Genomic DNA, 24,520 nt, shown 5'->3' with positions numbered 1-24,520 from the left:
GCGCGCGGATCAGACCGGGCGCGGGGCGGTCGACTCGCGGACGACGAGCTCCACCGGCACGACGACCGGTTCGCCCGGGGTACCGCCGCCCTCGATCTCGTCGAGCAGCATCGCCGCCGCGAACGAGCCCTTCGCACCGACGTCCTGCCGCACGGTCGTCAGCTTCGGCGTGACGTAGTGCGCCAGGTCGATGTCGTCGAACCCGACCACCGACACGTCGTCCGGCACGCTCCGACCTGCCGCCCGGACACCCTCCATGACGCCGGCGGCCAGGATGTCCGCGGTCGCGAACACCGCGGTCACCGCCGGGTGGTCCACGGCCAGCGCGAGTCCGGCGCGGACGCCGAGCTCCCACGTCGGGTCGGCCTCGACCAGGTCGGCCGGGTCCCACGGCACCCCGGCGTCGGCGTGCGCCTGCAGGAACCCCTCGAACCGCTGCCGGACGAGACCGACGTCCGAGAACGTCGGGCTCGCGAACGCGATCCGGCGGTGCCCGAGCGCCAGGAGGTGGGCCGCTGCGAGTCGGCCGCCTTCGCGGTCGTCGGAGCGGACGCCGGTCGCGCGGGCGTTCGGCGAGTAGCTGTCGAGCGCCAGGATGGGCGTGTCCTCGGTGGGCACGAACCCGTCGACCTCCTCGTCGAGGAACCCGAGGACGACGGCGCCGTCGAGGTTCCACGACCGGAGTGCGACGTCGACCTCGGCGGTCGCGGTCACACCGCGGAACAGCAGGTGGTAGCCGCGGTCGCGCAGGCGTCGCTCGAGGAACCCGAACACGGCGACGTTGTGCGGACTGAGGACGAGGACGTCGTCGTCCGCCGACGGCACCAGCAGGCCGATCAGCCGTGAGGACTTGGCGGCCAGGCTCCGGGCCGACGCGTTCGTGACGTAGCCACGGCGGTCGACGATGGCCTGTACCCGGTCGATGGTCCCGACGGACACCTTGTCGTGGTTGCCGTTGACGACGTTGGAGACCGTCATGAGGCTCACCCCGGCCTCGGCGGCGATGTCCTTGAGGGTCACGGGCATGGATGGTCGTCCTCGGTCGGTGGTGGACGTCGACTGCCGGGGCGGGAGTTGACATCGGGGAGCGGAGCACCATATTGTCACTCCAGCGCCGAGTATAGCGCTAAACCAAACGTCGCCGCGGCGGTGTCGCCCCGGCCCCGGAAGGACCGAACCATGACGCTCAGCCCCGCCCGCGAGACCGCGGACCACCTCGGCCTGGAGGCGCGACCCACCCCCGGCGCGTCGGCCGACGGCCCGCAGGCGTGGTGGCGCACCGCAGCGATCTACCAGGTGTACGTCCGGAGCTTCGCGGACGGCAACGGGGACGGGATCGGTGACCTCGCCGGGGTGCGCGCCCACCTCGGGTACCTCGCCGGCCTCGGCGTCGACGCGATCTGGTTCACCCCCTGGTACCGCTCGCCGCTCGCCGACGGTGGGTACGACGTCGAGGACTACCGGGCCATCCACCCGGACTTCGGCGACATCGCCGAGGCCGAGACGCTCATCGCCGAGGCCGCGGCGCTCGGGATCCGGACCATCGTCGACGTCGTCCCGAACCACGTCTCGAACCAGCACGCCTGGTTCCGCGAGGCGCTCGCGAGCGGACCCGGCAGCGATGCACGCGCCCGGTTCTGGTTCCGCGACGGCCGCGGCCCGAACGGCGACCTGCCCCCCGGGAACTGGCCGTCGAGCTTCTCCGGGAGCACGTGGACGCGGACGACCGACCCGGACGGCACGCCCGGCCAGTGGTACCTGCACCTGTTCACCCCGGAGCAGCCGGACCTGAACTGGGGCCACCCGGACGTCCGCCGCGAGCACGAGGACGTCCTCCGCTTCTGGTTCGACCGCGGGGTCGCCGGGGTCCGGATCGACTCCGCGGCGCTCGTCGCGAAGGACCCGGCACTCCCCGAGATCACCGGGACGTACGCGCCCGGTCAGCACCCGAACCTGGACCGCGACGACCTGCACGACATCTACCGCAGCTGGCGGGCCGTCGCCGACTCCTACACCGAGCGTGCGGCGTCCGACCCCGACGACCACCTCGGGGACCGGGTGCTCGTCGGGGAGATCTGGCTCGCCGACCTCGACCGGTTCGCGCTGTACCTGCGGCCCGACGAGATCCATGCCGCGTTCAACTTCGACTTCATGGCGCGGCCCTGGGGTGCGGACGGGTTCCGGGCCGCCATCGAGGAGACCCTCGCCGTCCACGGACCCGTCGGGGCGCCGGCCACCTGGGTGCTCTCGAACCACGACGTCACCCGGCCGGTCACCCGGTTCGGACGCGCGGACAGCGCCTTCTCGTTCGACACGAAGCGGTTCGGCACCCCGACCGACCTCGTCGTCGGCGCCCGTCGTGCGCGGGCGGCCGCGATGCTCGCCGCGGCACTCCCGGGAGCGCTCTACGTCTACCAGGGCGACGAGCTGGGACTGCCGGAGGTCGAGGACATCCCGCTCGACCGCATCGAGGACCCGATGCACCACCGCTCCGAGGGCGTGGACCCCGGGCGGGACGGGTGCCGCGTGCCCCTGCCCTGGACCACCGACCCGGCGACCGCTGGTTTCAGCCCCGACGGCGCCGCCGCCGAACCGTGGCTCCCGCAGCCGGCGGGGTGGACCGCGTTCTCGGTGGAGGCCGAGGACGCCGACCCCGGGTCGACACTGTCGCTGTACCGCCGGATGCTCGCGATCCGTCGCGAGGACGCCCTCCAGCACGGAGCGTTCTCGTGGGACCGCACCCGGGGCGACGACGTCCTGGCGTTCCGCCGCGGCACGCTCCTCCACCTGACGAACTGCGGCGCGACCGCGGTCCCGCTCCCGCCCGCCGCCGAGGTGCTCCTCGCGAGCGGCGCGCTCCCCGACCACACCCTCCCCGCGGACACGAGCGTCTGGCTCGACGTCCGTTCCTGATCAGCACCACCTCGCAGCACCCGTACCCAGCACCACCCCCAAGCACCCGTTCCACGACAATGAGGACCATGACGATGAAGTCACGCACCAGGATCGCGGCCGCCGCGATCGCCGCCACCGCAGCGATCGGCCTCCTCGCCGGCTGCAGCACCGGATCGACCACCGCGAGCTCCGGAGGCAAGACCAAGATCGTCGTCGCCATCGACGCCGGTCTCGAGAAGCCCGCGAAGGTCGCCTTCCAGAACCAGGTGAAGGAGTTCGAGAAGGCCAACCCGGACATCTCGGTGTCGAGCCGGGAGTACACCTGGACCGGCACCACGTTCGCCGCGGAACTCGCCGGCGGGACGCTCCCCGACGTGTTCACGATCCCGTTCACCGACGGCAAGTCGCTCATCCAGCAGAAGCAGATCGCCGACATCTCCGGACTCGTCGCGAAGCTGCCCTACGCCGATCAGTTCAACCCGAACGTGGTCAAGAACGGCGAGGACGCCGACGGCAAGATCGAGGCGCTCCCGATCGCCGCGTACGGGCAGGCGCTGCACTACAACCGCGACCTGTTCACGCAGGCCGGCCTCGACCCGGACTCCCCACCGACGACGTGGGCCGAGGTCCGGGAGGACGCCAAGCAGATCGCCGACAAGACCGGCAAGGCCGGCTACGCGACCATGACGCAGTCGAACACCGGCGGCTGGATCCTCACGTCCCTCGCCTACGCGATGGGCGGTCGCGCGGAGACCGGGTCCGGCACGAAGACGAAGGCGACCGTCGACACCGCCGCGTACCAGAAGGCCCTGACGCTCATGCAGGACATGCGCTGGAAGGACGACTCGATGGGCGGGAACTTCCTCTACGACTGGAACGCGATCAACCAGGCGTTCGCGTCCGGCCAGATCGGGATGTACGTCTCGGGCGGCGGCAACTACGGTTCGCTCGTCTCGCAGAACCAGATCGACCCGAAGTCGTACGGCGAGACGGTCATCCCCCTCTCCGGCAAGGACGCCGGGGCGCTCGGTGGCGGAACGCTCGCCGCCGTCAGCGCCAAGTCGTCGTCCGACCAGCAGAAGGCCGCCGTCAAGTGGATCGACTTCTACTACATGCAGAAGCTGTTCGACAAGGCGGACGCCCAGCGCGACGCGAAGACCCTGGCCGCGTCCGACCAGCCCGTCGGCGCACCCCAGGTCCCGGTGTTCGACAAGGCGACCTACGAGAAGACCCTCGAGTGGACGAAGCAGTGGATCAACGTCCCGGTCGACCAGATGAAGCCGTACACCGAGCAGCAGTTCGACCAGACGATCATCCCGGAGCCGGCCACGGACACCCAGGAGCTCTACGGCCTGCTCGACCCGGTCCTCCAGGCCGTGCTGACCGACAAGAACGCCGACCCTGCCAGCCTGCTGAAGAACGCCCAGACGCAGATCCAGGCCAAGCTCGACGCGAGCAAGTGAGATGACCACCACCGCAACCGGGTCGCGGAGCCGTGACCGGAAGCGCACGCCCGCGACCTGGTTGCGTCGTGGCGGGCTCTCGACCCTCGTCTTCGCCCTCCCGCTGATCCTCGTCTTCGGACTGTTCTCCTGGTGGCCCATCGTCCGTGCGACGATCATGAGCTTCCAGCAGACGAACCTCGTCACCGCGCCGACGTTCGTCGGGTGGCACAACTTCGTCGACGTGCTGCACGACCCGCTCCTGCCGACCGCGATCGGCAACACGGTGTGGTTCGCGGTGCTCGCGCTCGTGTTCGGGTACCCGCTGCCGCTCGTGATGGCGGTGCTGATGAGCGAGCTCCGGCGGGCGAAGGGCTTCTTCAGCGCCCTCGTCTACCTGCCCGTCGTCGTTCCGCCGGTCGTCGCGGTCCTCCTCTGGAAGTTCTTCTACGACGGGAGTGCGACCGGGGTGTTCAACACGATCCTCGGGTTCGTCGGCATCCCGCCGCAGCCGTGGTTGCAGAACGCCGGCACCGCGATGCCGTCGCTCGTGCTCGAGGCGACGTGGGCCGCGGCGGGTGGCACGGTGATCATCTACCTCGCCGCGCTGCTCTCGGTCCCGCCGGAGCTGTACGACGCCGCCGAGGTCGACGGCGCCCGTGTGTGGCGGAAGATCTGGCACGTCACGCTGCCGCAGCTCCGCGGGGTGCTGTTCGTGACGCTCATCCTGCAGGTGATCGGGACGGCGCAGGTGTTCCTCGAGCCGTACCTGTTCACCGGCGGTGGCCCGAACAACGCGACGACGACGATCCTGCTCATGATCTACGACTACGCGTTCGCCAACTCCACCGGTGGCGACTACGGGTCGGCGACGGCACTCAGCATCATGCTCGCGATCGTGTTGGCCGCGATGAGCATCCTGTACTTCCGCCTCACCAAGAAGTGGAGCGTCTGATGACCACCACCGTCCCCTCCGCGCCGGTGCTCGGCTCCGACGACCCCGCCGGAGCCAGCGTCGCACCCGTCCGCCGCCGCCTGCGCCGTCCGCTCCGCCGTTCCTCCAGTCAGCTGGACAGCACCAGCCGCGGCATCGTCTCGCGGGCCGACCGCGGCCGGGGGGCCGTGCGCGCGTCGCTGTTCTCCCTGAACGGACTCCTGCTGCTCGGGCTCGTCGGGCTCGGTCTCGGGCCGATGCTCTGGCTCGCGAAGTCCGCGGTCACGCCGACGCAGGACACCCTCCGGACGCCGCTCGCCGTGTTCCCGCACGGCGTCGACTGGGCGAACCTGTCGGCCGCCTGGAACGACGTCCACATCAGCCTGTACTTCGGGAACACCGTCATCCTGGCCGTCGGGGCCTGGGCCATGCAGATCCTCGTCGCGACGACCGGCGGCTACGTGCTCTCGATCCTGCGTCCCGCGTACGGCCGGGTGCTCGAGGGGATGGTGTTGTCGACGCTCTTCATCCCGTCGGTCGTGCTGCTCGTGCCGCTGTACCTGACGATCCTGCACCCGCCGGTGATCGGCACCTCGATGATCAACACCTACTGGGCGGTGTGGCTGCCGGCCGGCGCGAACGCGTTCAACATCCTGCTCGTCAAGCGGTTCTTCGACGCCCTCCCGCGCGAGGTGTTCGAAGCCGCCTCGACGGACGGGGCGGGACCGTTCCGGATGTTCTGGTCGATGGTGCTCCCGATGTCGAAGCCGATCCTCGGCGTGGTGTCGGTGTTCGCTGTGATCAACTCGTGGAAGGACTTCCTCTGGCCGCTGCTCGTCCTCCCGAACCCCCAGCTCCAGCCGTTGTCCGTGCGGCTGCCGAGCATCCAGTCGACGACCGAGCTCGACGTGTTCCTGGCGGCGCTCGCGATCTCGACGCTGATCCCCGTCGTGCTGTTCCTCGGGTTCCAGCGGATGTTCCTCAACTCGGCCGGGCTCGGCGGAGCAGTGAAGGGGTAGCCGGCACCGTCCGACCGGGGCGTCACCGACGGAAGACGTCGTCCAGGGTGAACGTCGCGAGGCCGCGCTGCTGCAGGATGTCGTGCAGGCGGGGCAGGGCGCCGATCGTGCCGGCGAAGTTCGCGTGTCCGATCACGATGTGGGCCGGCTGGAACCACTGGTCGCCGAAGCCGACGATCTGGTCCGACGTGATGTCGCCCGAGTCGGACAGCGAGCCGTACCAGAGCAACGGGGTCGTGTAGCCGACCCGTGCGGCTGCGGCGTCCACGCGTGCGTCGTGGTACCCGAACGGCGGCCGGAAGTACGGCCTGGCGTCCACGCCGTACGTGTCCCGGATGAAGTCGTGGTTTCGGGTGAGCTCGTCGACGATCCCCTGGTCCGAGAGCTTGGTGAGCGCCGGGTGGTCCCACGTGTGGTTGCCGAGCTGCACCTGCCCGGAGGCCACCAGCGGACGGAGCAGGTCGGCGTGCTCAGTCCACGACGGCCGGACCCCGTTGACGAAGAACGTCAGGCGTGTGCCGGTCTCGGCGGCGAAACGGGCGTAGGCCTCGACGACGTCGCTCGAGGCGCCGTCGTCGACGGTCCAGGCGATGCCCGGGGTGCCCTGCGGGAGGCCCGTCACGGTGCCCGACGGGAGTGGCTGGCGCTGCAGTGTGACCGGCGTCGCCGGTGCGGACGCGGTCGCCGGACCGTTCGGCGTCGAGCCGAGCTGAGTGGCCGCGTCGGACGGCGTCGTCGAGCCGGACGGCGATGCCGTCGCGGAGCCGGTGCCGGCCGGTGTCGGGGTCGACGCGGATCGGAGCGATGCGGTCCCCCGGGAGTCCTCGGCGCACGCGGCGAGCGCGCCGGCGACGACGGTTCCGCCCACCCCGGCGAGCAGGGCGCGGCGGGTCGGACGAGCGGGAGCAGGGCGGTTCATGACGCACCATCGTGGCGGACCCCGGGGCGGCTGCGCATCAGCATGGAGGACGATCCCGACCGCCCTGTCGGACGGCCGCGGCCGTGCGTGTCGCGGACGTGCGCATCGCGGCCGTGCGTGTCGCGGACGTGCGCATCGCGGCCGTTCGGAGACGGAGTCCATGCCCGGCGGGTACGCATGGTGCCATGCCCAAGGACCAGTACGAATTCGGCGACCCCCGTACCCGCTACCCCGTGATCAGCCCGCCCGTGCAGCAGCAGCCCGAGCCGGGACTCGAGTCCGAGATGACCCCGCAGCCGGACCTCGGCGCCGACTCCTACCGCGGCACCGGTCGTCTCGCCGGGCGGAAGGCACTCATCACCGGAGCGGACTCGGGCATCGGTGCCGCGGTGGCGATCGCCTTCGCGCGGGAGGGTGCCGACGTCGCGCTGTCGTACCTGCCGTCCGAGCAGTCCGACGCCGACCGGATCATCGCGCTGATCGAGGCCGCCGGACAGAAGGCCGTGCCGCTCCCCGGCGACATCTCCGCTCCGGGCGCGGGTCGCGAGCTGGTGGCGAAGGCCGTCGAGGGTCTCGGTGGCCTCGACGCACTCGTGAACGTCGCCGGCAAGCAGCTGTGGCAGCCGGAGCTCGAGGACCTCTCCGACGACCAGTTCGAGCAGACCTTCCGGACGAACGTGTTCGCGGCGTTCCACATCATCAAGGCCGCGGTGCCGCACATGCCCGCCGGTTCGACCATCGTGAACACCGCGTCGGCGGAGGCCTACACCCCGGCACCGGACCGGCTCGACTACGCCTCCACGAAGGGCGCGATCAACAACCTGTCGAAGGGCCTCGCGCAGCAGCTCGTCGAGCGGGGCATCCGGGTGAACGTCGTTGCTCCCGGACCGACCTGGACGGCGCTGCAGCCGAGTGGCGGCGTCGATCCGGAGTCGCTCCCGGAGTTCGGGTCGAGCGAGTCCCCGATGGGTCGTGCGGGGCAGCCGGCCGAACTCGCACCCGCGTACGTGTTCCTGACGTCGCAGGAGTCGTCCTTCGTGGCCGGCGAGACGCTCAACGTGAACGGCGGCATGGTCACGCCCTGAGCGCGGGCCCGTGCGGTGCCGGTGCGGGTGCCGGTGATTTCCCGGGGAAGCGACATTCTGCGGGGCAAGCGACGGCGCTTTTCCCGGGGGATGTCGCTTTCGCGGTGGAATCCGCCCGCGCCCGCCCGCACCCGCGCCCGCCCGCGCCGCGCCCGGCCGCCTCGCCGCCGCCGCCGGTAGCGTGAGGCGACATGAGCGACGGGACACAGCACGACGACCGGATGATCGGCGGACGGTACCGGGTCCTCGGGACGCTCGGGCACGGCGGCATGGCCACCGTGTACCGAGCGCGCGACGAGCAACTCGGCCGCGAGGTGGCGGTCAAGGTGTTCCGGATGGGCCCGGTCGACCAGGGCGAACGGGCCCGCGCCGAGGCGGAGATCCAGGCGCTCGCCTCGCTCCGACATCCATCGCTCGTGACGCTCTACGACGCGGACGTCGCCGACGCGGACGGTGAGTCGTTCCTCGTGATGGAACTGGTGCCGGGCACGGACCTCGCGACGCGGCTCCGATCGGGGGCCCTGCCCGTCGCGGACGTCGCCCGGATCGGAGCGCAGATCGCCGACGCGCTCGCCGCCGTGCACGCCCAGGGCATCGTGCACCGGGACGTCAAGCCCGCGAACGTGCTCGTCGAGGACGCGGATGCCGGCGCCGGCCGGACGACCGTCCGCGCGAAGCTCGCCGACTTCGGCATCGCGCTGCTCCGGGACGCCGCTCGCGCCACGGGGACCGGCACCGTGATGGGGACGGCGGCCTACCTGGCGCCGGAGCAGGTCACGGCGCAGGGGATCGACGGACGGGCGGACGTGTACTCGCTCGGGCTGGTGCTGCTCGAGGCGCTCACCGGTCGGCAGGCGTTCCCCGGCACCGCGATCGAGTCCGCCACGGCCCGGCTCACCCGGCCACCGGCGATCGAGACGTCGTTGCCGGTCGCCTGGCGCACGCTGCTCCACACCATGACCGCGATGGACGCCGACGACCGGCCGACGGCCAGCGAGGCGGCGGACCGGCTGCGGGCGCTCGGTCGTGGTCCGGCGGCAGACCTCGGCGACGCCGGCGCGGCACCCACCCGTGTGCTCGGCGCCGCAGCGGTCCCGCCGGTGGGACCACCCGGGCTCGGCACCGACGACCAGGAGACGACGGTGCTCGGGCGCGTGACACCGCCGGCAGCGGCGCCGGCCGCGGCACAGGCACGACAGGCACAGGCACGACAGGCACAGGCACGACAGGCACAGGCACGCCAGGCACAGGCACGCCAGGTACAGCCGGCCGGTCCCGCGACACCCGCCAGCGGCCCGGACCCGGCAGCGCGGCGGCGTCGGGCATGGATCTGGGCCGTCGTCGGCGCCGTGCTCGTCGTGGCGGCCGTCGTGGTCGGTCTGGTGGTCGCCGACGGCGGCACCGCGCCGGCACCGACCGAGTCGGGCACGCCGTCGTCGTCGACGCCGGCCGACCAGAGCACCCCGGTGCCGTCGCAGGAGGTCCCGAGCCGGGTCCCGTCCGGACCCACGGCGCCGTCCGAGCCCGCGGAGCCGTCGGAGCCGTCGGAGCCCGAGCAGAGCACGGTGCCGAGCAACATCGCCCCGTCGACCGGCCCGGAACCGAGCAACCCCGCGTCGAACCCGGTGGTGGCGCCCACGAACCAGTAGCGCCGACGGTCGTCACACCGGTGCCCGACCCCCAATAGGCTTGGTGCGTGCGAGAACTGCAACGGAGCGGTGGCCCCTCGACGGCCGTGGCCGCGAGGAACGGTGTCGGTTTCAGCTCGGTCGAGGCGTTCCTCGTCGAGACCGGAGCGGAGCGCGGGACGACGACGATCGTCCCGGGGTTCGCCGGGCGGGTGATCGCGCCGGGCGACGCACTGTCGTGGGTGTGGTTCCCGGAACGCACCCTGCCGGACGACCGCACCGAGCCGACCCGCGACGACCTCGGCCACCTCTGGGACGCGACGGCGTTCGGTCTCACCATCGAGTTCGACGACGGCGGTCGTCTGGACGATGCCGTCGACCAGTACGGCGCGGCGGTCGACCCCGCAGCCCAGTTCGCGGCACGGACCGCGTGGGTGGACCAGTGGAACCGGCGCACGGTGTCTCTCGACGCCCACGCCGGCCGCACCGTCGTGAACGTCCTCGCGACGCTCGGCACCGGCGACGGACCGGCGCTCCGCGGATGGCTCGACGACGTGACCGTCGCGCCGGGCCCGACCAGGGCCTCCCGGCCGATCGACGCGGTGGCGACCACACGCGGGACCCAGGCGTCCGCCCGGTTCTCGCGGGGGAACAACGCACCGCTCGTCGCCGTGCCGCACGGTGGCGTGTTCGGACTGCCGATGACCGATGCCTCCGCGGATCGCTGGCCCTACGCCTACCAGGAGCACAACCGCGCCCGCGACAACCGCCCGACGATCCAGGCGTTCGCGACGTCGCACATCCCGTCGCCGTGGATGGGTGACCGGGGTGTGTTCCAGGTGATGCCGTCGCCGCTGGCGGATCCACCACTCGGCCGCGAGGACCGCGCGCTGGCCTTCGACCACGCCGAGGAGCACGACGGACCGCACCGGTACGCGGTCCGGCTGCACGGCGACGACGGGTCCCTGGACGCGACCATGACCGCAGGGGAGTTCGCGCTCGCGTGGCGGTTCGAGGGCGCGCGCTCCGTGGTGCTCGACCACCTGGGAACGGTCTCGGACGTCGACGTCCGCCGCGAGGGCGACTCGATCGTCGTCGAGGCGCTCCTGGACCACCCTTCGCAGACGCCGCCGCACCATGTGCACCTCCGGGTCCAGCACGTGGTCGCCGAGCGGCTCGAGCTGGACGACGGCGAGCTGCGGGGGTCGCTGGCCGTCGCCGCGGACGGGCCGGTCGACGTCCTGCTCGGGATCTCCACCGTGTCGTCCGCGGATGCGGCAGCGAACCTCGAGGCTGCCGGTTCGTTCGACGCGATGCTCGCCGAGGCGGAACGCCTGTGGACGGAGAAGCTCGACACGCTGCATGTGGAGGGGGCGAGCGACGACCAGCTCGCCTCGATCTACTCGGGGCTGTACCGCCTGTTCCTCTACCCGAACCGCGCCGGCGAGACAGCGCTCACCGGGTCGCCGCACCACCGCTCCCCGTACGGCGACGTGCTGGACCACCCGATCCGCTCCGGGCCCGAGGCCGGCGCACCCGAGATCGTCGAGGCCGCCCTGACGACGACGAACGGGTTCTGGGACACCTACCGCACCGCCTGGCCGCTGCTCGGGCTGCTCACGCCGGACACCGCCGGCGAGCTCGCGCAGGGGTTCGTGCAGCACTTCCTCGACGGCGGGTGGACCCCGCGGTGGAGCGCCCCGGGCGCCGAGGACGTCATGACCGGCACGACGAGCGACACCGTCTTCGCCGACCTGCTCAGCAAGGGCGTCGACGGGTTCGACGTGGTGCAGGCCTACCGGAGCGCGCTCCGCAACGCGACGGTGCCGGCACCGGATGCCCGCGTCGGCCGCAAGGGCATCCTGCCCGGCGCGTTCCGAGGGTTCGTGGACGTCGACACCGACGAGGGCATGTCCTGGACGCTCGACGCGGCGATCAACGACTGGGCGACCTCGGTGCTGGCGCGGGCGCTCGCCGACCGGTCGCAGCCCGGGTCGCGCGACGCGGTCCGACTCGACGCCGAGGCCGAGTGGTTCGCGCGACGGTCACTGCAGTACCGCAACGTCTTCCACCGCCTGGAGGCCGGCGAACACGCCGGGCTCGGGTTCTTCATCGGTCGGGAGGCCGACGGCGCACAGCGGGTGTCCGACGCGCAGTTCGACCCGGACCAGTGGGGCGGCGACTACACGGAGACGAACGCGTGGGGCACGATGTTCACCGCGCCGCACGACGGTGCGGGCATCGCGGCGCTGCACGGCGGCGAGGCCGGGCTGCTCGCCGCGCTCGCGGCGTTCCGGGACCGACACGAGACCGGCAGCACGCCGGTGTCCGGCTCGTACGACGGTCCGATCCACGAGATGACCGAGGCGCGGGACATCCGGATGGGCATGCTCGGCCTGTCGAACCAGCCGGCGCACCACATCCCGTTCTTCCCGATGTTCGCCGGACACCACGACGACGCGCACCGGACGGTCCGCGAGGCCGTCGACCGGCTGTTCGTCGGGTCCGACCTGGGGCAGGGCTACCCCGGCGACGAGGACAACGGCGAGATGAGTGCCTGGTACGTGTTCGTCACGATCGGGCTCTACCCGCTCGTGCCGGCGAGCGGCACGTACGTGCTCGTGCCGCCGTCGGTCACGCGCACCGAACTGCGGACCGGTCGGGACGGAGGCGCGACCACGGTCATCGAGATCGCCAACCCGGAAGCGGGCGGTCGGTTCATCGAGTCCGTGACGGTCGACGGCGCGCCCTGGGAGGACGTCTCGATCCCGCACGCGGTGGTCGCCCGGGGAGCGCACATCGTGTTCACGCTCTCGGCCGGACCGACCGGCTGGGCGTCGGACTCGCGTCCGGTCAGCGCCTCGGCGATCCACGGGTTCGCGGACACCCCCGCGGACGTCCTGCCGAGGGGGGTCTCACCGCTCACCGACGACACCGGACTCACCCGGGTCGACCTCGCTGCGGGGGAGTCGGTGGACCTCCCGGTGGACGCGGTCCGGGTCGCGCTCTACACGGTCACGGTCGCGGAGCCGTGCTCGATCGGCTGGTCGATCACGTTCGACGAGCCGGACGGGTCGTTCGTCGTCGCGGACATGCGCGAGGACGAGGTGTTCGAGTGGCCCGGCCAGACACGGGTGTTCCGGATCGAGGGGGAGCTGGCCGACGGCGGGACGATGCGGTTCACCGCGACCACATCGTGCACGCTGACGCAGCTCGAACTCGTCGCTCGGGACAGCGGTCCCGCCGTGTGACGACGGCGCGGCGGCTGATCCCCCGCTGGGTCGCGAACGGGCGGTCGCCGCCGAAGTCGTGCCAGTACCCGAGCGACAGCAGCGGCGGGGCGAGGCCGGAGCGGCCGGCGCGACGGTAGCGCATGGCGTCGGAGCGGTTGGCGTCGGCGACGCAGGTCATGTGCCCGGCATGCCCCGATGTCCGGTCATGGGCTGCCGCGCAGATACGCTGGTCACCGCTGGTACGGCGACAGCTGGGAAGGACATCGAGCATCATGAACGCCTCGCGCGCCGCAGGCCGACGCGCCGCCGCACCACGAATGGTCGATGTCGCACGGCTCGCAGGTGTGTCCCAACAATCCGTGTCCCGGGTGGTCAACCGCAAGCCGAACGTCGACACGGCGCTCCGGGAACGGGTCGAGCAGGCGATCGCGCAGCTGGGGTACCAGCGGAACCCGGCGGCGCGGGCGCTCGCCACGAACCGTTCGATGAACCTCGGGGTCCTCAGTCTCGGGCTGTCGCTGTACGGGCCTTCCGAGGCGCTGTTCGGCATCGCGCAGGAGGCCGATCGGAACGGGTACGAGACGAGCCTCGTGCCCGTCGACCGCGCGGACCGCGCCACGATGGCCGCGGCCGCACGTCGCCTCGTCGCGGGTGCGGTGGACGGCATCGTGCTCCTGACCAGCGTGCAGGCCGCCGTCGATGCGCTCTCGGGCCTGGACCTCGACGTGCCGGTCGTGCTGTTCGGCCCAGGTGCGATCGAGGATGCCAGCATCGTGACCGTCGACGAGGAAGCCGGTGCTCGCGCGGCGACCGAACACCTGCTCGCGCTCGGACACCGGACGGTCCACCATGTCTCCGGCGTCGAGGGGTGGCTCGCCGACGTGGCACGTGTCCGCGGGTGGTCGCGGGTGCTCTCGGAGGCGGGCCGGACCGTCCCCGCACCGATCCCGTCCGACTGGACGACGGCGTCCGGGTACGAGGCGGGGCTCCGCATCGCCGACGACCCGTCGGTCACCGCGGTGTTCGCCTCGAACGACCACGTCGCGCTCGGGATCATGAAGGCGCTGACCGATCGCGGACTCCGCGTCCCGGAGGACGTGAGCGTCGTCGGCTTCGACGATGTGCCGCAGGCGGCCTTCTACGCGCCGGCGCTCACGACGGTCCGCGTGGACTTCGCCGAGGTCGGCCGTGCGTGCGTCCGTCGCATCCTCGCCGCGCTCGACGGGGCGGCGGGTTCCGGCATGCAGCCGTCACGACCGGAGCTGGTCGTGCGGACGAGCACGGCACCCCCTGGCCGACGCCGATAGTGCGGTAACAGGATGGTGCTCGGGAGTGGTCTGTTCCCGAGCAGTCTCCGTTGTCGGGCTGAACTAATATCCACGAACACGACTTGACCAGGGGTTTTCTTGAGATAGACCGAGCAGTCCACCGCTCCTCACCCCGTTCGGAGGTACCTGGAAGGATTTTCCTGACTCCTGTTGACGCCACCTGATAGTGCGCTAACATCACCCATCAGGAACACCGACAAAGGAGTTGACCGTGACTGAGCCGTACACCGTGGTAGCGCTCTCGCCGCTGCAGATCCCGATCATCGAGCCGGAGGACGCGTTGGCGAACACCAAGCGCATCATCGGGTTCATGAGGACCGCCGTCGGTATGGCGGCCACCGAGGGACACCCCGTCAAGCTCGTCGTCATCCCGGAGATGGCGATCCAGGGCATGCACATGGCGTTCAAGGCGGGCGACCGCGACATGGAGAAGAAGTTCGCCAGGACCATCCCCGGACCGGAGACGGACGAGCTCGCCGAGGCAGCCCGGGAACTGCACACCTACATCGCCGGCGAGCTGTACCTCGTCGCCGACGACGACTTCCCGGACCGCTACTTCAACGTGGCGTTCATGCTCGATCCGAACGGCGAGCTCGTGTACCGCCGGGCCAAGGCGACGAGCGACGGGTTCGAGGGCGGCACGCTCGGGACGACGAACCCGCACGACCTGTGGGACGAGTGGATCGTCAAGAAGGGTGGTGGACGCGTGATGGACGCGATCTACCCCGTCGCGAAGACCCCGGACATCGGCAACATCGGGTACGTCATCTGCCACGAGGGCTCCTACCCCGAGATCGCTCGCGGCCTCGCCATGAACGGCGCCGAAGTCATCATCCGCGCGACGCTCATCGAGCCGCAGACGATGAACGGGATGTGGGAGATCCAGAACCGCGCCCACGCGATGTTCAACAACGCGATCGTCGTCGCCCCGAACCTCGGCCCGGAGCGGGGCCCGGACGGCGTCCTCAACGACCTCTTCGGGGGCCGCTCGATGATCGTCGACCACAAGGGCTCGATCATCGTGCAGCAGGAGGGCCTCGCGTCGGGCGACTCGTTCGTCTCGACCGTGATCGACATCGACGCACTCCGACGGGCACGCCAGTCGAACGGTGTGTTCAACGGGTTCAAGGACCTCCGCACCGAGCAGTACGCCGCGATCTACGCCGAGCCGATCTACCCGAAGAACCAGTACCTCGACGCGCCGCCGGCCACCGGGTGGCTCGCGCGGGAGAAGGCGCTCCGCCAACGGAACATCGACCTGCTCGAGTCGCGCGGCGTGTACACGCCCATCGACCAGACGACCGCCGTGCCGGAGCAGGCCCTCGGCGAGGGATCGCCGAACGCGCAGGACGCGCAGCCGGTCTCGGTCTGACCCGACCCGGTGGGCGGCCCGTCAACGGGGCCGCCCACCGCCCCCGTGCGCACCGATGCGCGACAGCAGTACGCGGCGCACGACGTGTTCCGTGATTCACGAAGGAGTGAACAGCATGTCCGTCTCACGATCCCGCGGCCGACGCCGCATCCTCACCAGCGTCATCGCCATCGGTGCCGCCGCGGTCCTGCTCGGCGGATGCGCCCGAGCCGGTGTCGCATCCACCTCGGACGCCGACAAGGCCACCGGCAAAGGCCTCGTCATCGGCTGGACGCAACGGTCCATCGCCGGCAGCGACTGGTACAAGACCCTCGTCGCCGGCGGGCAGGCGGAAGCGAAGAAGCTGGGCGCGAAGCTCGTGCTCCTCGACGCGAACGGCGACACCGTCCAGCAGAACTCGGACGTGCAGACCATCATCGCCAAGGGCGCCGACGTCGTCGTCATGAACGCGAACGACCCCATCGGCGTCGGACCGTCCTTGCTGGCGCTCAAGAAGGACAAGATCCCGGTCGTCGCGGTGAACTCGAACCTCTCTGCGTCGAACGCGAAGAACACGTTCTGCTACATCGCCGAGAACCAGACCGCGACCGGGGCGCTCGCCGGCAAGGTGATCGCCGAGAAGGCCATCGCGAAGTACGGCGACTCCGGCACCTACAAGCTCCTCGCCATCGGTGGGTTCCCCGGCGACGTCATCTCGGAGCTCCGCTACAAGGGCTTCATGAAGGGCTACGACGCCGTCATGAAGGACCACCCGAACGTCAAGACGGTGGCCTTGCCGCTGAAGTACGGATCGTGGAAGCCCGACCAGGCGCTGGCCCCGATCCGCGACGCGGCGACCGCGAACCCCGACATCAAGATCGTCTTCAGCATGTCCGACGTCATGCAGGGCGGCATCGAGTCCGGCCTCAAGCAGGCCGGGATCTGGAACGACGTGCTCGAAGGCTCCTACGACGGGCAGATGTCCACCGTCAGGGAGATGGAGGACGACCCCACCGGCCCCATCCAGGCAGACGCGTCGAACGGACCGTACGAGCAGGGCCAGGCAGCGGTCCGGATGGCGGTCGACGCCTACGCCGGCAAGACCTCCGCATGCCCGAGCGGCACGCAGTACATCGACACCACGGTCGTGACGCCGGACAACGCGAAGCAGTACTACGACCCGTCGCTCACCCACGTCCGCGTCACCACCCAGAAGTGACCCCGTGTCGACGAAGTCGACCACCGCAGCGTCCATGACGCAGAGCGACTTCGTGACGCACAGCAAGGAGAGGGAACCCGTGCCAGGAATCACCAACGGGGTCGGCGCAGCGCTGCGCACCGGCCCGATCCCCACCGCAGACACCGACGACGTCGCCCTGACGTTCTTCACCGACGCCGAGGCGATCACCGTCGAAGCGGTCGGCGAACGCATCATCCCCGCCGACGGCGACGAGCCCGGGGCGACGGACGCGGGCGTCGTCTACTACATCGACCGCGCCGTCGCCGGCTTCAGCACCCGGCTCCAGCGTCCCTACCGGCTCGGCCTCCGGGAGCTCGACCGGTGGTGCGTCGACACCCACGGCGCGCCGTTCCGGAACCTCGACACCCTGACGCAGGACGCGGTCGTCGCCGAGTTCCTCGGCGATCCCGTCGAGCCGTCGCTCGAGGGCCCCGTGACCGAGCCGAACGGCAGGCAGGTCGCCGAGGGCGGCCGGGACACCCTGCTGCTCCGACGGCTGTTCGCGATCCTGCGGGAGCACGTCATCGAGGGCTACTTCTGCGACCCCGCCTACGGCGGGAACCGCGGGACCGTCGGCTGGAAGCTCGTCGGCTTCCCCGGTGCGCAGTGGGGCTACACCGCCGCACAGATGCAGCCCGGGTTCGACGCGGGCTCCATCCCGATCACGACGCTGTCGGACCTGCGGCGGCAACTCGCCGAACTGCCGCCGAACGAGCACTACACCTCCGCCGCGATCGCGCCGGAGGACGTCATCACCATCGACACCGAGGAGCACCGTTCATGACCAGGAAGGTCGACGTCATCGTCGTCGGAGCCGGCGCGTCCGGAGCGCTCATCGCATCGGAACTCGCGCAGGCGGGCAAGAAGGTCGTCTGCATCGACAAGGGCGCGGCCTACACCGACGAGGACTTCAAGCTGAAGTTCGACGAGATCCGGTACTACGCCCGGGGCGCCATCATCCCGAACATGACCGACGACCCGATGACCTGGCGGAACGACGAGGGCGGTGACGCCGCGATCCTGCCGTGGGTCGACGGCCCGCTCGGCACGGTCAACCCGCTGCACCTCCCGCCGTCGCTCGGCACCGGGGGCGGATCCATCCACTGGGGAGGCGCGACCTGGCGGTTCCGTGAGTCCGAGTTCCGGATGCGGTCGACCATCGCGGAGCGGGTGGGCGAGGGCGTGTTGCCCGAGAACCACACACTCGTCGACTGGCCGATCTCGTACCAGGATCTCGAGCCTTACTACGACAAGGCCGAGTGGGAGCTCGGCATCTCGGGCAAGGGCAACAACATCGCCGGGCACGAGGCGGAGAGCCGGAACCCCTGGGAGGCACCGCGCACCCGGGACTACCCGATGCCGCCCCTCCGCCAGGGCCCGGCGGACCAGCAGTTCGCGGACGCGTGCGACCGACTCGGCATGCACCCGTTCCGGACCGCCGCCGCGATCGCGTCGGAGAAGTTCAAGGACCGCGACGGCTGCACGTACTGCGGGTTCTGCCACGGGTACGCGTGTCACACGAACGCCAAGACGTCCACGCACGTCGCGTCGTTGCCGTACGGGCTCGCGAGCGGCAACCTCGAGGTCCTCGACTACTGCCGGGTGTACCGCGTGAACCGCTCTGCGAACGGGCGGTCGGTGATCGGCGTCTCCTACTACGACCAGGAGGGCCGGTCCACGGACATCGAAGCCGACCAGGTCGTCCTCGCCTGCTACGCGCTCGAGAACGCGCGGCTGCTGCTCGCCTCCGGCATCAACCGCAACGGGCAGGTCGGCAAGCACTTCATGACGCACGCCTTCGGGTTCTTCATGGGGCTGACGAAGGAGACGTCCAACCCGTTCATGGGGCCGCTCGTGGCGTCGACCGCGATCGAGGACTTCTCCGGGGAGCTCGTCCACGACCACGACCCGAACGTCGCCTGGGGCGCACCGATCATCAGCTGGCCGGGCGACTACCAGCCGCTCGAGATCGCCCAGGCGATGCCGGCGAACGCACCGCGATGGGGTTCGGGGTTCCGCGAGTGGATGCGCGACAACTACACGCACATCTGGGCGATGTACTCGCAGACTGCGAACATCCCGCGCACCGACACCTACGTCGACCTCGACCCGGTGCGGAAGGACCGCCACGGCGAACCCGTGCTGCGGATGACGCACGGGTGGAGCGACACCGACCAGCGCGGCGTCGAGTTCCTGCTCACCCAGAAACGGCGGATCGCGCAGGAGATGGGGCTCACCACGTGGTGGGAGGAGACGACGAACCCCGATTACCACATCTCGACACACGAGGTCGGGACACACCGGATGGGGGAGGACCCCGCCACGAGCGTCGTGGACATGTACGGGCGCTCGCACGAGTGCGAGAACCTCTACGTCGTCGGCGGCGGGCAGTTCCCGAGCTACCACGGCTACAACCCCACCGAGACGATCTGGGCACTGAACTACATGACGGTCGACCAGATGCTCGGCCGCCCGCTCATGACCTCGGCGGACATCGGCCGGACCGGGGTGCCGATCCATGTCTGACACCGTGCTCGAGGTCCGGGACATCACGAAGGGCTACGCCGGGGTCCAGGCGCTCGCCGGCGTCGGTTTCCGCGTCCGAGCGGGCGAGATCCACGCGCTCGCCGGGCAGAACGGTGCGGGCAAGTCGACGCTCGTGAAGATCCTCTCCGGCGCCGAGACCCCGGACAGCGGCGTCATCGAGGTGGACGGGCAGCCGGTCCGTCTCCGGAAGCCGATCGAGGCCCAGAACGCCGGCATCCACACCATCCACCAGGAGCTCAGCCTCGTGCCGACGCTCACGGTCGCAGAGAACGTGTTCCTCTCCGGCCCACCGACCAGGCGCGGAGTCGTGGCGTGGTCCGTCATGAAGGCGCAGGCCGAGGAGGCCCTCGCCCGTGTCGGCGTGCAGCTCGACGTGAGCCGACTGGTGTCGAGCTACTCGGTGGCCGAACAGCAGGCCGTCGAACTGGCCAAGGCGATCCACCGCGACGCACGGGTGCTGCTCCTCGACGAGCCGACGTCGGCGCTCCCGCAGCCCGAGGTGCGGCGCCTGTTCCAGGCACTCCGACGGCTCGCGGCCCAAGGGGTGGCGATGGTGTTCATCTCCCACCGGATGGACGAGCTGTACGACCTCTGCGACTCGGTGACCGTCCTCCGCGACGGCGAGCTCGTATCGGAGATGTCGACCTCGGACACGCGCCCGAACGACGTCGTCACGGCGATGGTGGGGCGTTCCCTGGCGGGCTCGATGACGAGCGCGGCGCAGACCGGGTCCGGCACGCCGTCGATCGGCAGTGGTCGTCGGGGCGGTGTCCTCCTGGAGGCGCATGGTCTCGGCGACGGCACGCGCGTCGAGGACGTCGACCTCACCCTCCACGAGGGGGAGGTGCTCGGGATCACCGGACTGATCGGCAGCGGCCAGTCGGAGCTCGCCGACATCCTCGCGGGCAACCGTCGGCGCTCGGTCGGCAGCGTCCGCTTCGGTGGCCGGGCCGTCGACTACCGCTCGCCACGGCAAGCGATCCGGGACGGCATCGGGCTCCTGCCGCAGGACCGGAAGGCCCACGGGTTCATCCCGGGCATGTCGGTGACAGGGAACATAACCCTCGCGAGCATGCCGATGTTCAGCCGGGCCGGGATCATCGAGTCCGGCAAGGAGCGGAAGGCTGCGGTCGCCCTCGCGGAACGGCTACGGATGCGGATCTCGGGGGTGAACCAGCCGATGGGCACCCTGTCCGGGGGCACCCAGCAGAAGGCGATCCTCGCCCGGTGGCTGGTGCGGTCCTCGCGACTCCTCATCTGCGACGAGCCGACCCGCGGAGTCGACGTCGGCGCGAAGGAGGACATGTACGAACTCCTCCGGGACTTCGCCCGAGACGGCGGGACGGTCGTCATCGCGAGCTCGGAGATCTCCGAGGCGATGATGTGCGACCGCGTCCTCGTGATGGCGCACGGCCGCGTCGTCGCCGAACTCACCCACGACGAGGTCGGTCCCGAGGGTCGCGCGATCCTCGACCACCTCGAGTGACCACGCACGTCCTGACCCGGGCGCGACGGAGCGCCAGAGAACGAGGAGCACGACCATGATCGGACAGAACGACCTCACGACCGGAACGACGGCGCACATCGACGCCACCGGTTCAGCCCCCGAACGATGGCGGTTCGCACGCCAGGTGCTCCCGAAGAGCTACCTGATCCTCGTGCTCATCGCGATCGTCGTCGCCGGATACTACATCTCGCCGGACTTCATCTCCGGCCGCAACCTGCAGAACGTCATCTCGTCGGCCGCCATCATCGCGGTCCTCGCGATCGGCCAGTTCTTCGTCATCCTCACCGGCGGCATCGACCTCTCGGTCGGCTCGACGCTCGCGATGTCGACGGTGGTCGTCGCCATCGCACTCCGGTCCGGCATGCCGGCGGGGGCCGCGATCGTCTTCACCCTGTTCGCCGCGGCGGTGGTCGGAGCGATCAACGGCGTCCTCATCGTGTGGTTGCGGCTCCCACCGTTCATCGCCACGCTCGCCATGCTCTCGGCGGTCGAGGGCTTCAGCTACATCATCCAGTCGACGAGCCTCATCGCGATCACGAACACCACCTTCATCACGATCTTCTCGTCGGGGACCGTCCTCGGCGTCCCGAACGCGGTGGTCATCTTCGTGCTGCTGGCGGCCCTGGCGGCGTTCGTCGCGAAGTACACCACGTTCGGCCGTCAGCTGTACGCCATCGGCGGCAACCCCGAGGCGGCACGACTGTCCGGGTTGCCCGTGGCGCGCAATCTGCTCGTGACGTACACGCTCTCCGGGCTGCTCGCCGGGCTCGCTGGGCTCATCTCCGCGGGGCAGCTGCTCCAGGGTTCGTCGCTCATCGGCTCGAACTACGAACTCGACGCCATCGCTGCCGTCGTCGTCGGCGGTGCGTCCCTCTTCGGCGGCAAGGGCGACCCGATCAGCGCGATCATCGGAGTGTTCGTGCTCTCGCTCATCGTGAACATCATGAACCTCATCGGCATCTCGTCGGAGCCGCAGCTCGTCATCAAGGGCGCTGTCATCGTGATCGCGGTGTTCCTCTCGAGCGCAGGAGGCGTTCAGCGGATCGGGGCGTTCTTCTCGACCATGCGGCGGCAGCGGGCGGCGGTCGCCCGGTGACGCCCACGGGCGGCGTCGACGGGGGGTCTGGCGCCGCCCCAGGACGCGTACGGATGATCGACGTGGCGCGTCTCGCCGCGGTCTCGCAGCAGACCGTGTCGCGGGTCGTCAACAACAGCGACAACGTGGGCCCGGCGGTCCGCGCCCGTGTCGAGGAGGCGATCGCGCAGCTCGACTACCGACCGAACACGGCAGCTCGGGCGCTCGCCACGAGGCGCTCGATGAACCTCGGCGTGATCAGCTTCGGTCTCGCGCAGTACGGCCCGTCGGTGGCCCTGTTCGGGATCGCGGAGGAGGCGCGGCGGCACGGGTACGCCACCAACCTCGTCACCCTCGCGGACGTCGGGCGTCCGGCCGTCCGCGCGGCGTTCGAGCACCTCGCATCCACCCAGGTCGACGGGGTCGTGGTGCTCGCCCCGGTGCGCGCCGCACTCCTGGCGCTCGAGGACCAGGTCCGGCGGGTGCCCGTCGTGGTGTTCGACCCGGGGAACGGGCACCGAGGTGACTTCGTCGCGACGGACGAGGTGCGGGGGGCGCGTCTCGCCACCCGGCACCTGCTCGATCTCGGCCACGGCACGGTGTGGCACGTGGCCGGTCCGGAGGGGTGGAGCGGCGCGGACGCGCGGGTCCGGGGATGGTCCGAGGAGCTGTCCGAGGCGGGCGCCGCGGTGCCTCCGCCGGTCCGCGGCGACTGGTCGAGCGACTCCGGGTACGAGGCCGGGCTCACGCTCGGGCGCCGACCGGCGGTCACGGCGGTGTTCGTCGCGAACGACCAGATGGCACTCGGCCTGATCAACGGCCTCGGCGCCGTCGGACGACGCGTCCCCGAGGACGTCAGCGTCGTCGGCTTCGACGACATCCCGGAGTCGCGACATTTCCGGCCCCCGCTCACCACCGTCCAGCTCGACTTCGACGAGGTCGGCCGCCTGTGCGTCGATCGGATCCTCGAGCTCATGTCCCACCCCCGCGCCCGGCGCGACGTCGACATGGTCCAACCCACACTGGTCCACCGGGCCAGCACGGCACCGCCGCCTCCGGGCTCGGCGCCGACCACCACGAGAGGAACGAACCCATGAACGTCAACCAGCTCGGCCGCACCGGCCTGTCCGTCAGCGAGGTGTGCGTCGGGACGAGTGCGCTCGGCAGCTTCCCGGCGCAGTACGGCTACGAGGTGGCCGAGGCGGACGCGGTCGCGACGATCCAGCGCGTCTTCGACTCCCCGTTCACGTTCATCGACACGTCGAACGAGTACGGCGGCGGCGCGAGCGAGCGTCGCATCGGCGCGGCGATCGCGGCGAACGGCGGTGTCCCGGACGGGACGCTCGTCGCCACGAAGGTCGACCCGCTCCCCGGGTCCGACGACTTCTCCGGGGAACGGGTCCGCCGATCGGTCGAGGAGAGCCTCGAACGGCTCGGGATCGACTCGCTCCCGCTCGTCTACCTGCACGACCCGGAGAAGATCGGTTTCGATGCGTCGATGGCGGAGGACGGTCCCGTCCCGGCGCTGCTGGCGCTCCGCGACGAGGGTCTCATCGGCTCGATCGGTGTGGCCGGTGGTCCGATCGACCTCGAACTCGCGTTCGTCCGCACGGACCTGTTCGACGTGGTCATCAGCCACAACCGGTTCACCCTGGTCGACCAGACGGCCGGTCCGCTCCTCGACGAGGCTGCGGCGCGCGGTGTCGCGTTCGTCAACGCCGCACCGTTCGGCGGCGGGATGCTCGTTCGCGGCCCAGACGCCGTGTCGACGTACGCGTACCAGCCGGCGTCGAGCGCCGTGATCGACCGCGTCCGGGCGATGGAGGACGCGTGCCGCGAGCACGGTGTCGAGCTCGCGGCCGCGGCGCTACAGTTCTCGACCCGGGATCCGCGCGTCACGTCCACGATCGTCGGCATGTCGTCGCCGGCGCGGATCGACGAGACGTTGGCGCTCGTCGATGCCGAGATCCCCGACGCCCTGTGGGCGGCCCTCCGGCCGCACGTCGCCGCCGTGTGAGGCTGGCCGTCTCCGGCCGCACTTCCGTCGTACGACGCCCCAGCAGCGTCTGGAGCGGGCGAACAGTCTGAGACGAGGTCCCAAGGTGCCGACGAACGCACCCATCTCTCGGGGCGCTCCACCGAGAGATCATCGGCGCCACTGGATCGGGACCGGTTCGGCGGCGAGCCGTCGCAGTTCCCGAACCGGCCTGACCGGGCGTGATCAGTGTGAGAGACGCGGCCTAGGTGTACCTGGCCGTGACGTTGGTGACACTTCGGGGGTTGTGACGCGGCGAGGCCTCCTGGCTTGATGGAGCTG

Annotated in this window: 18 protein-coding genes; 16 read left to right on the top strand and 2 right to left on the bottom strand. The window is 70.6% G+C overall.

What is annotated here, in order from left to right; translation table 11 throughout:
* Positions 1–9: 9 nt before the first annotated feature.
* Positions 10–1,026: a LacI family DNA-binding transcriptional regulator gene (locus ACO0E0_RS14995; RefSeq protein WP_422872249.1), complete on the bottom strand. Its 1,017-nt coding sequence runs from the start codon at positions 1,024–1,026 to the stop codon at positions 10–12.
* Between the two features lie 153 nt (positions 1,027–1,179).
* On the opposite strand from ACO0E0_RS14995, the gene ACO0E0_RS14990 reads away from it, so the two are divergent.
* From ACO0E0_RS14990 to ACO0E0_RS14975, 4 genes are all read left to right on the top strand, one after another.
* Positions 1,180–2,913 (top strand): glycoside hydrolase family 13 protein, encoded by a 1,734-nt coding sequence (locus ACO0E0_RS14990; RefSeq protein WP_422872248.1) that lies wholly within the window; start codon positions 1,180–1,182, stop codon positions 2,911–2,913.
* Positions 2,914–2,981: 68 nt separating this feature from the next.
* On the top strand, positions 2,982–4,358 hold the full coding sequence (locus ACO0E0_RS14985; protein WP_422872247.1) for an ABC transporter substrate-binding protein: 1,377 nt from the start codon (positions 2,982–2,984) through the stop codon (positions 4,356–4,358).
* 1 nt (position 4,359) lies between these two features.
* On the top strand, positions 4,360–5,292 hold the full coding sequence (locus tag ACO0E0_RS14980) for a carbohydrate ABC transporter permease (protein WP_422872246.1): 933 nt from the start codon (positions 4,360–4,362) through the stop codon (positions 5,290–5,292).
* The gene (locus ACO0E0_RS14975) at positions 5,292–6,290 is read left to right on the top strand and encodes a carbohydrate ABC transporter permease (protein ID WP_422872245.1); all 999 of its coding nucleotides are present in this window, start codon (positions 5,292–5,294) and stop codon (positions 6,288–6,290) included. Before ACO0E0_RS14980 ends, ACO0E0_RS14975 begins: the two co-directional genes overlap by 1 nt.
* 22 nt (positions 6,291–6,312) lie before the next feature.
* Here ACO0E0_RS14975 and ACO0E0_RS14970 read toward each other — a convergent pair whose 3' ends face one another.
* A complete protein-coding gene (locus ACO0E0_RS14970; RefSeq protein WP_422872244.1) occupies positions 6,313–7,209 on the bottom strand; it encodes a polysaccharide deacetylase family protein in 897 nt (298 codons plus the stop codon).
* 185 nt (positions 7,210–7,394) lie between these two features.
* On the opposite strand from ACO0E0_RS14970, the gene ACO0E0_RS14965 reads away from it, so the two are divergent.
* From ACO0E0_RS14965 to ACO0E0_RS14910, 12 genes are all read left to right on the top strand, one after another.
* On the top strand, positions 7,395–8,294 hold the full coding sequence (locus ACO0E0_RS14965; RefSeq protein ID WP_422872243.1) for an SDR family oxidoreductase: 900 nt from the start codon (positions 7,395–7,397) through the stop codon (positions 8,292–8,294).
* A gap of 191 nt (positions 8,295–8,485) precedes the next feature.
* Positions 8,486–9,943 carry a serine/threonine-protein kinase gene (locus ACO0E0_RS14960; protein WP_422872242.1) on the top strand — a complete coding sequence of 486 codons (1,458 nt, stop codon included), beginning with the start codon at positions 8,486–8,488 and terminating at the stop codon, positions 9,941–9,943.
* 47 nt (positions 9,944–9,990) lie between these two features.
* Positions 9,991–13,173: a GH92 family glycosyl hydrolase gene (locus tag ACO0E0_RS14955; RefSeq protein WP_422872241.1), complete on the top strand. Its 3,183-nt coding sequence runs from the start codon at positions 9,991–9,993 to the stop codon at positions 13,171–13,173.
* A gap of 254 nt (positions 13,174–13,427) precedes the next feature.
* Positions 13,428–14,462, top strand: a complete 1,035-nt coding sequence (locus ACO0E0_RS14950; protein ID WP_422872240.1) for a LacI family DNA-binding transcriptional regulator — start codon at positions 13,428–13,430, stop codon at positions 14,460–14,462.
* Positions 14,463–14,694: 232 nt separating this feature from the next.
* On the top strand, positions 14,695–15,855 hold the full coding sequence (locus ACO0E0_RS14945) for a nitrilase-related carbon-nitrogen hydrolase (protein WP_422872239.1): 1,161 nt from the start codon (positions 14,695–14,697) through the stop codon (positions 15,853–15,855).
* 115 nt (positions 15,856–15,970) lie between these two features.
* Positions 15,971–17,053 (top strand): sugar ABC transporter substrate-binding protein, encoded by a 1,083-nt coding sequence (locus tag ACO0E0_RS14940; RefSeq protein ID WP_422872238.1) that lies wholly within the window; start codon positions 15,971–15,973, stop codon positions 17,051–17,053.
* Between the two features lie 79 nt (positions 17,054–17,132).
* Positions 17,133–17,858: a gluconate 2-dehydrogenase subunit 3 family protein gene (locus ACO0E0_RS14935; RefSeq protein WP_422872237.1), complete on the top strand. Its 726-nt coding sequence runs from the start codon at positions 17,133–17,135 to the stop codon at positions 17,856–17,858.
* On the top strand, positions 17,855–19,600 hold the full coding sequence (locus ACO0E0_RS14930) for a GMC family oxidoreductase (RefSeq protein ID WP_422872236.1): 1,746 nt from the start codon (positions 17,855–17,857) through the stop codon (positions 19,598–19,600). Before ACO0E0_RS14935 ends, ACO0E0_RS14930 begins: the two co-directional genes overlap by 4 nt.
* Positions 19,593–21,107, top strand: coding sequence for a sugar ABC transporter ATP-binding protein (locus tag ACO0E0_RS14925; protein WP_422872235.1), 1,515 nt, complete (start codon positions 19,593–19,595; stop codon positions 21,105–21,107). Before ACO0E0_RS14930 ends, ACO0E0_RS14925 begins: the two co-directional genes overlap by 8 nt.
* Before the next feature lie 55 nt (positions 21,108–21,162).
* Positions 21,163–22,224 (top strand): ABC transporter permease, encoded by a 1,062-nt coding sequence (locus ACO0E0_RS14920; protein WP_422872234.1) that lies wholly within the window; start codon positions 21,163–21,165, stop codon positions 22,222–22,224.
* Between the two features lie 53 nt (positions 22,225–22,277).
* Positions 22,278–23,300, top strand: a complete 1,023-nt coding sequence (locus ACO0E0_RS14915) for a LacI family DNA-binding transcriptional regulator (protein WP_422872233.1) — start codon at positions 22,278–22,280, stop codon at positions 23,298–23,300.
* The gene (locus tag ACO0E0_RS14910) at positions 23,297–24,220 is read left to right on the top strand and encodes an aldo/keto reductase (protein ID WP_422872232.1); all 924 of its coding nucleotides are present in this window, start codon (positions 23,297–23,299) and stop codon (positions 24,218–24,220) included. Before ACO0E0_RS14915 ends, ACO0E0_RS14910 begins: the two co-directional genes overlap by 4 nt.
* Positions 24,221–24,520: the final 300 nt, after the last annotated feature.

The sequence above is a fragment of the Curtobacterium phyllosphaerae genome (assembly GCF_049341865.1).
Lineage (GTDB): Bacteria > Actinomycetota > Actinomycetes > Actinomycetales > Microbacteriaceae > Curtobacterium > Curtobacterium phyllosphaerae.
The sequence above is the reverse complement of the archived record's forward strand: the minus strand, read 5'-3'. Positions and strand labels throughout refer to the sequence as shown.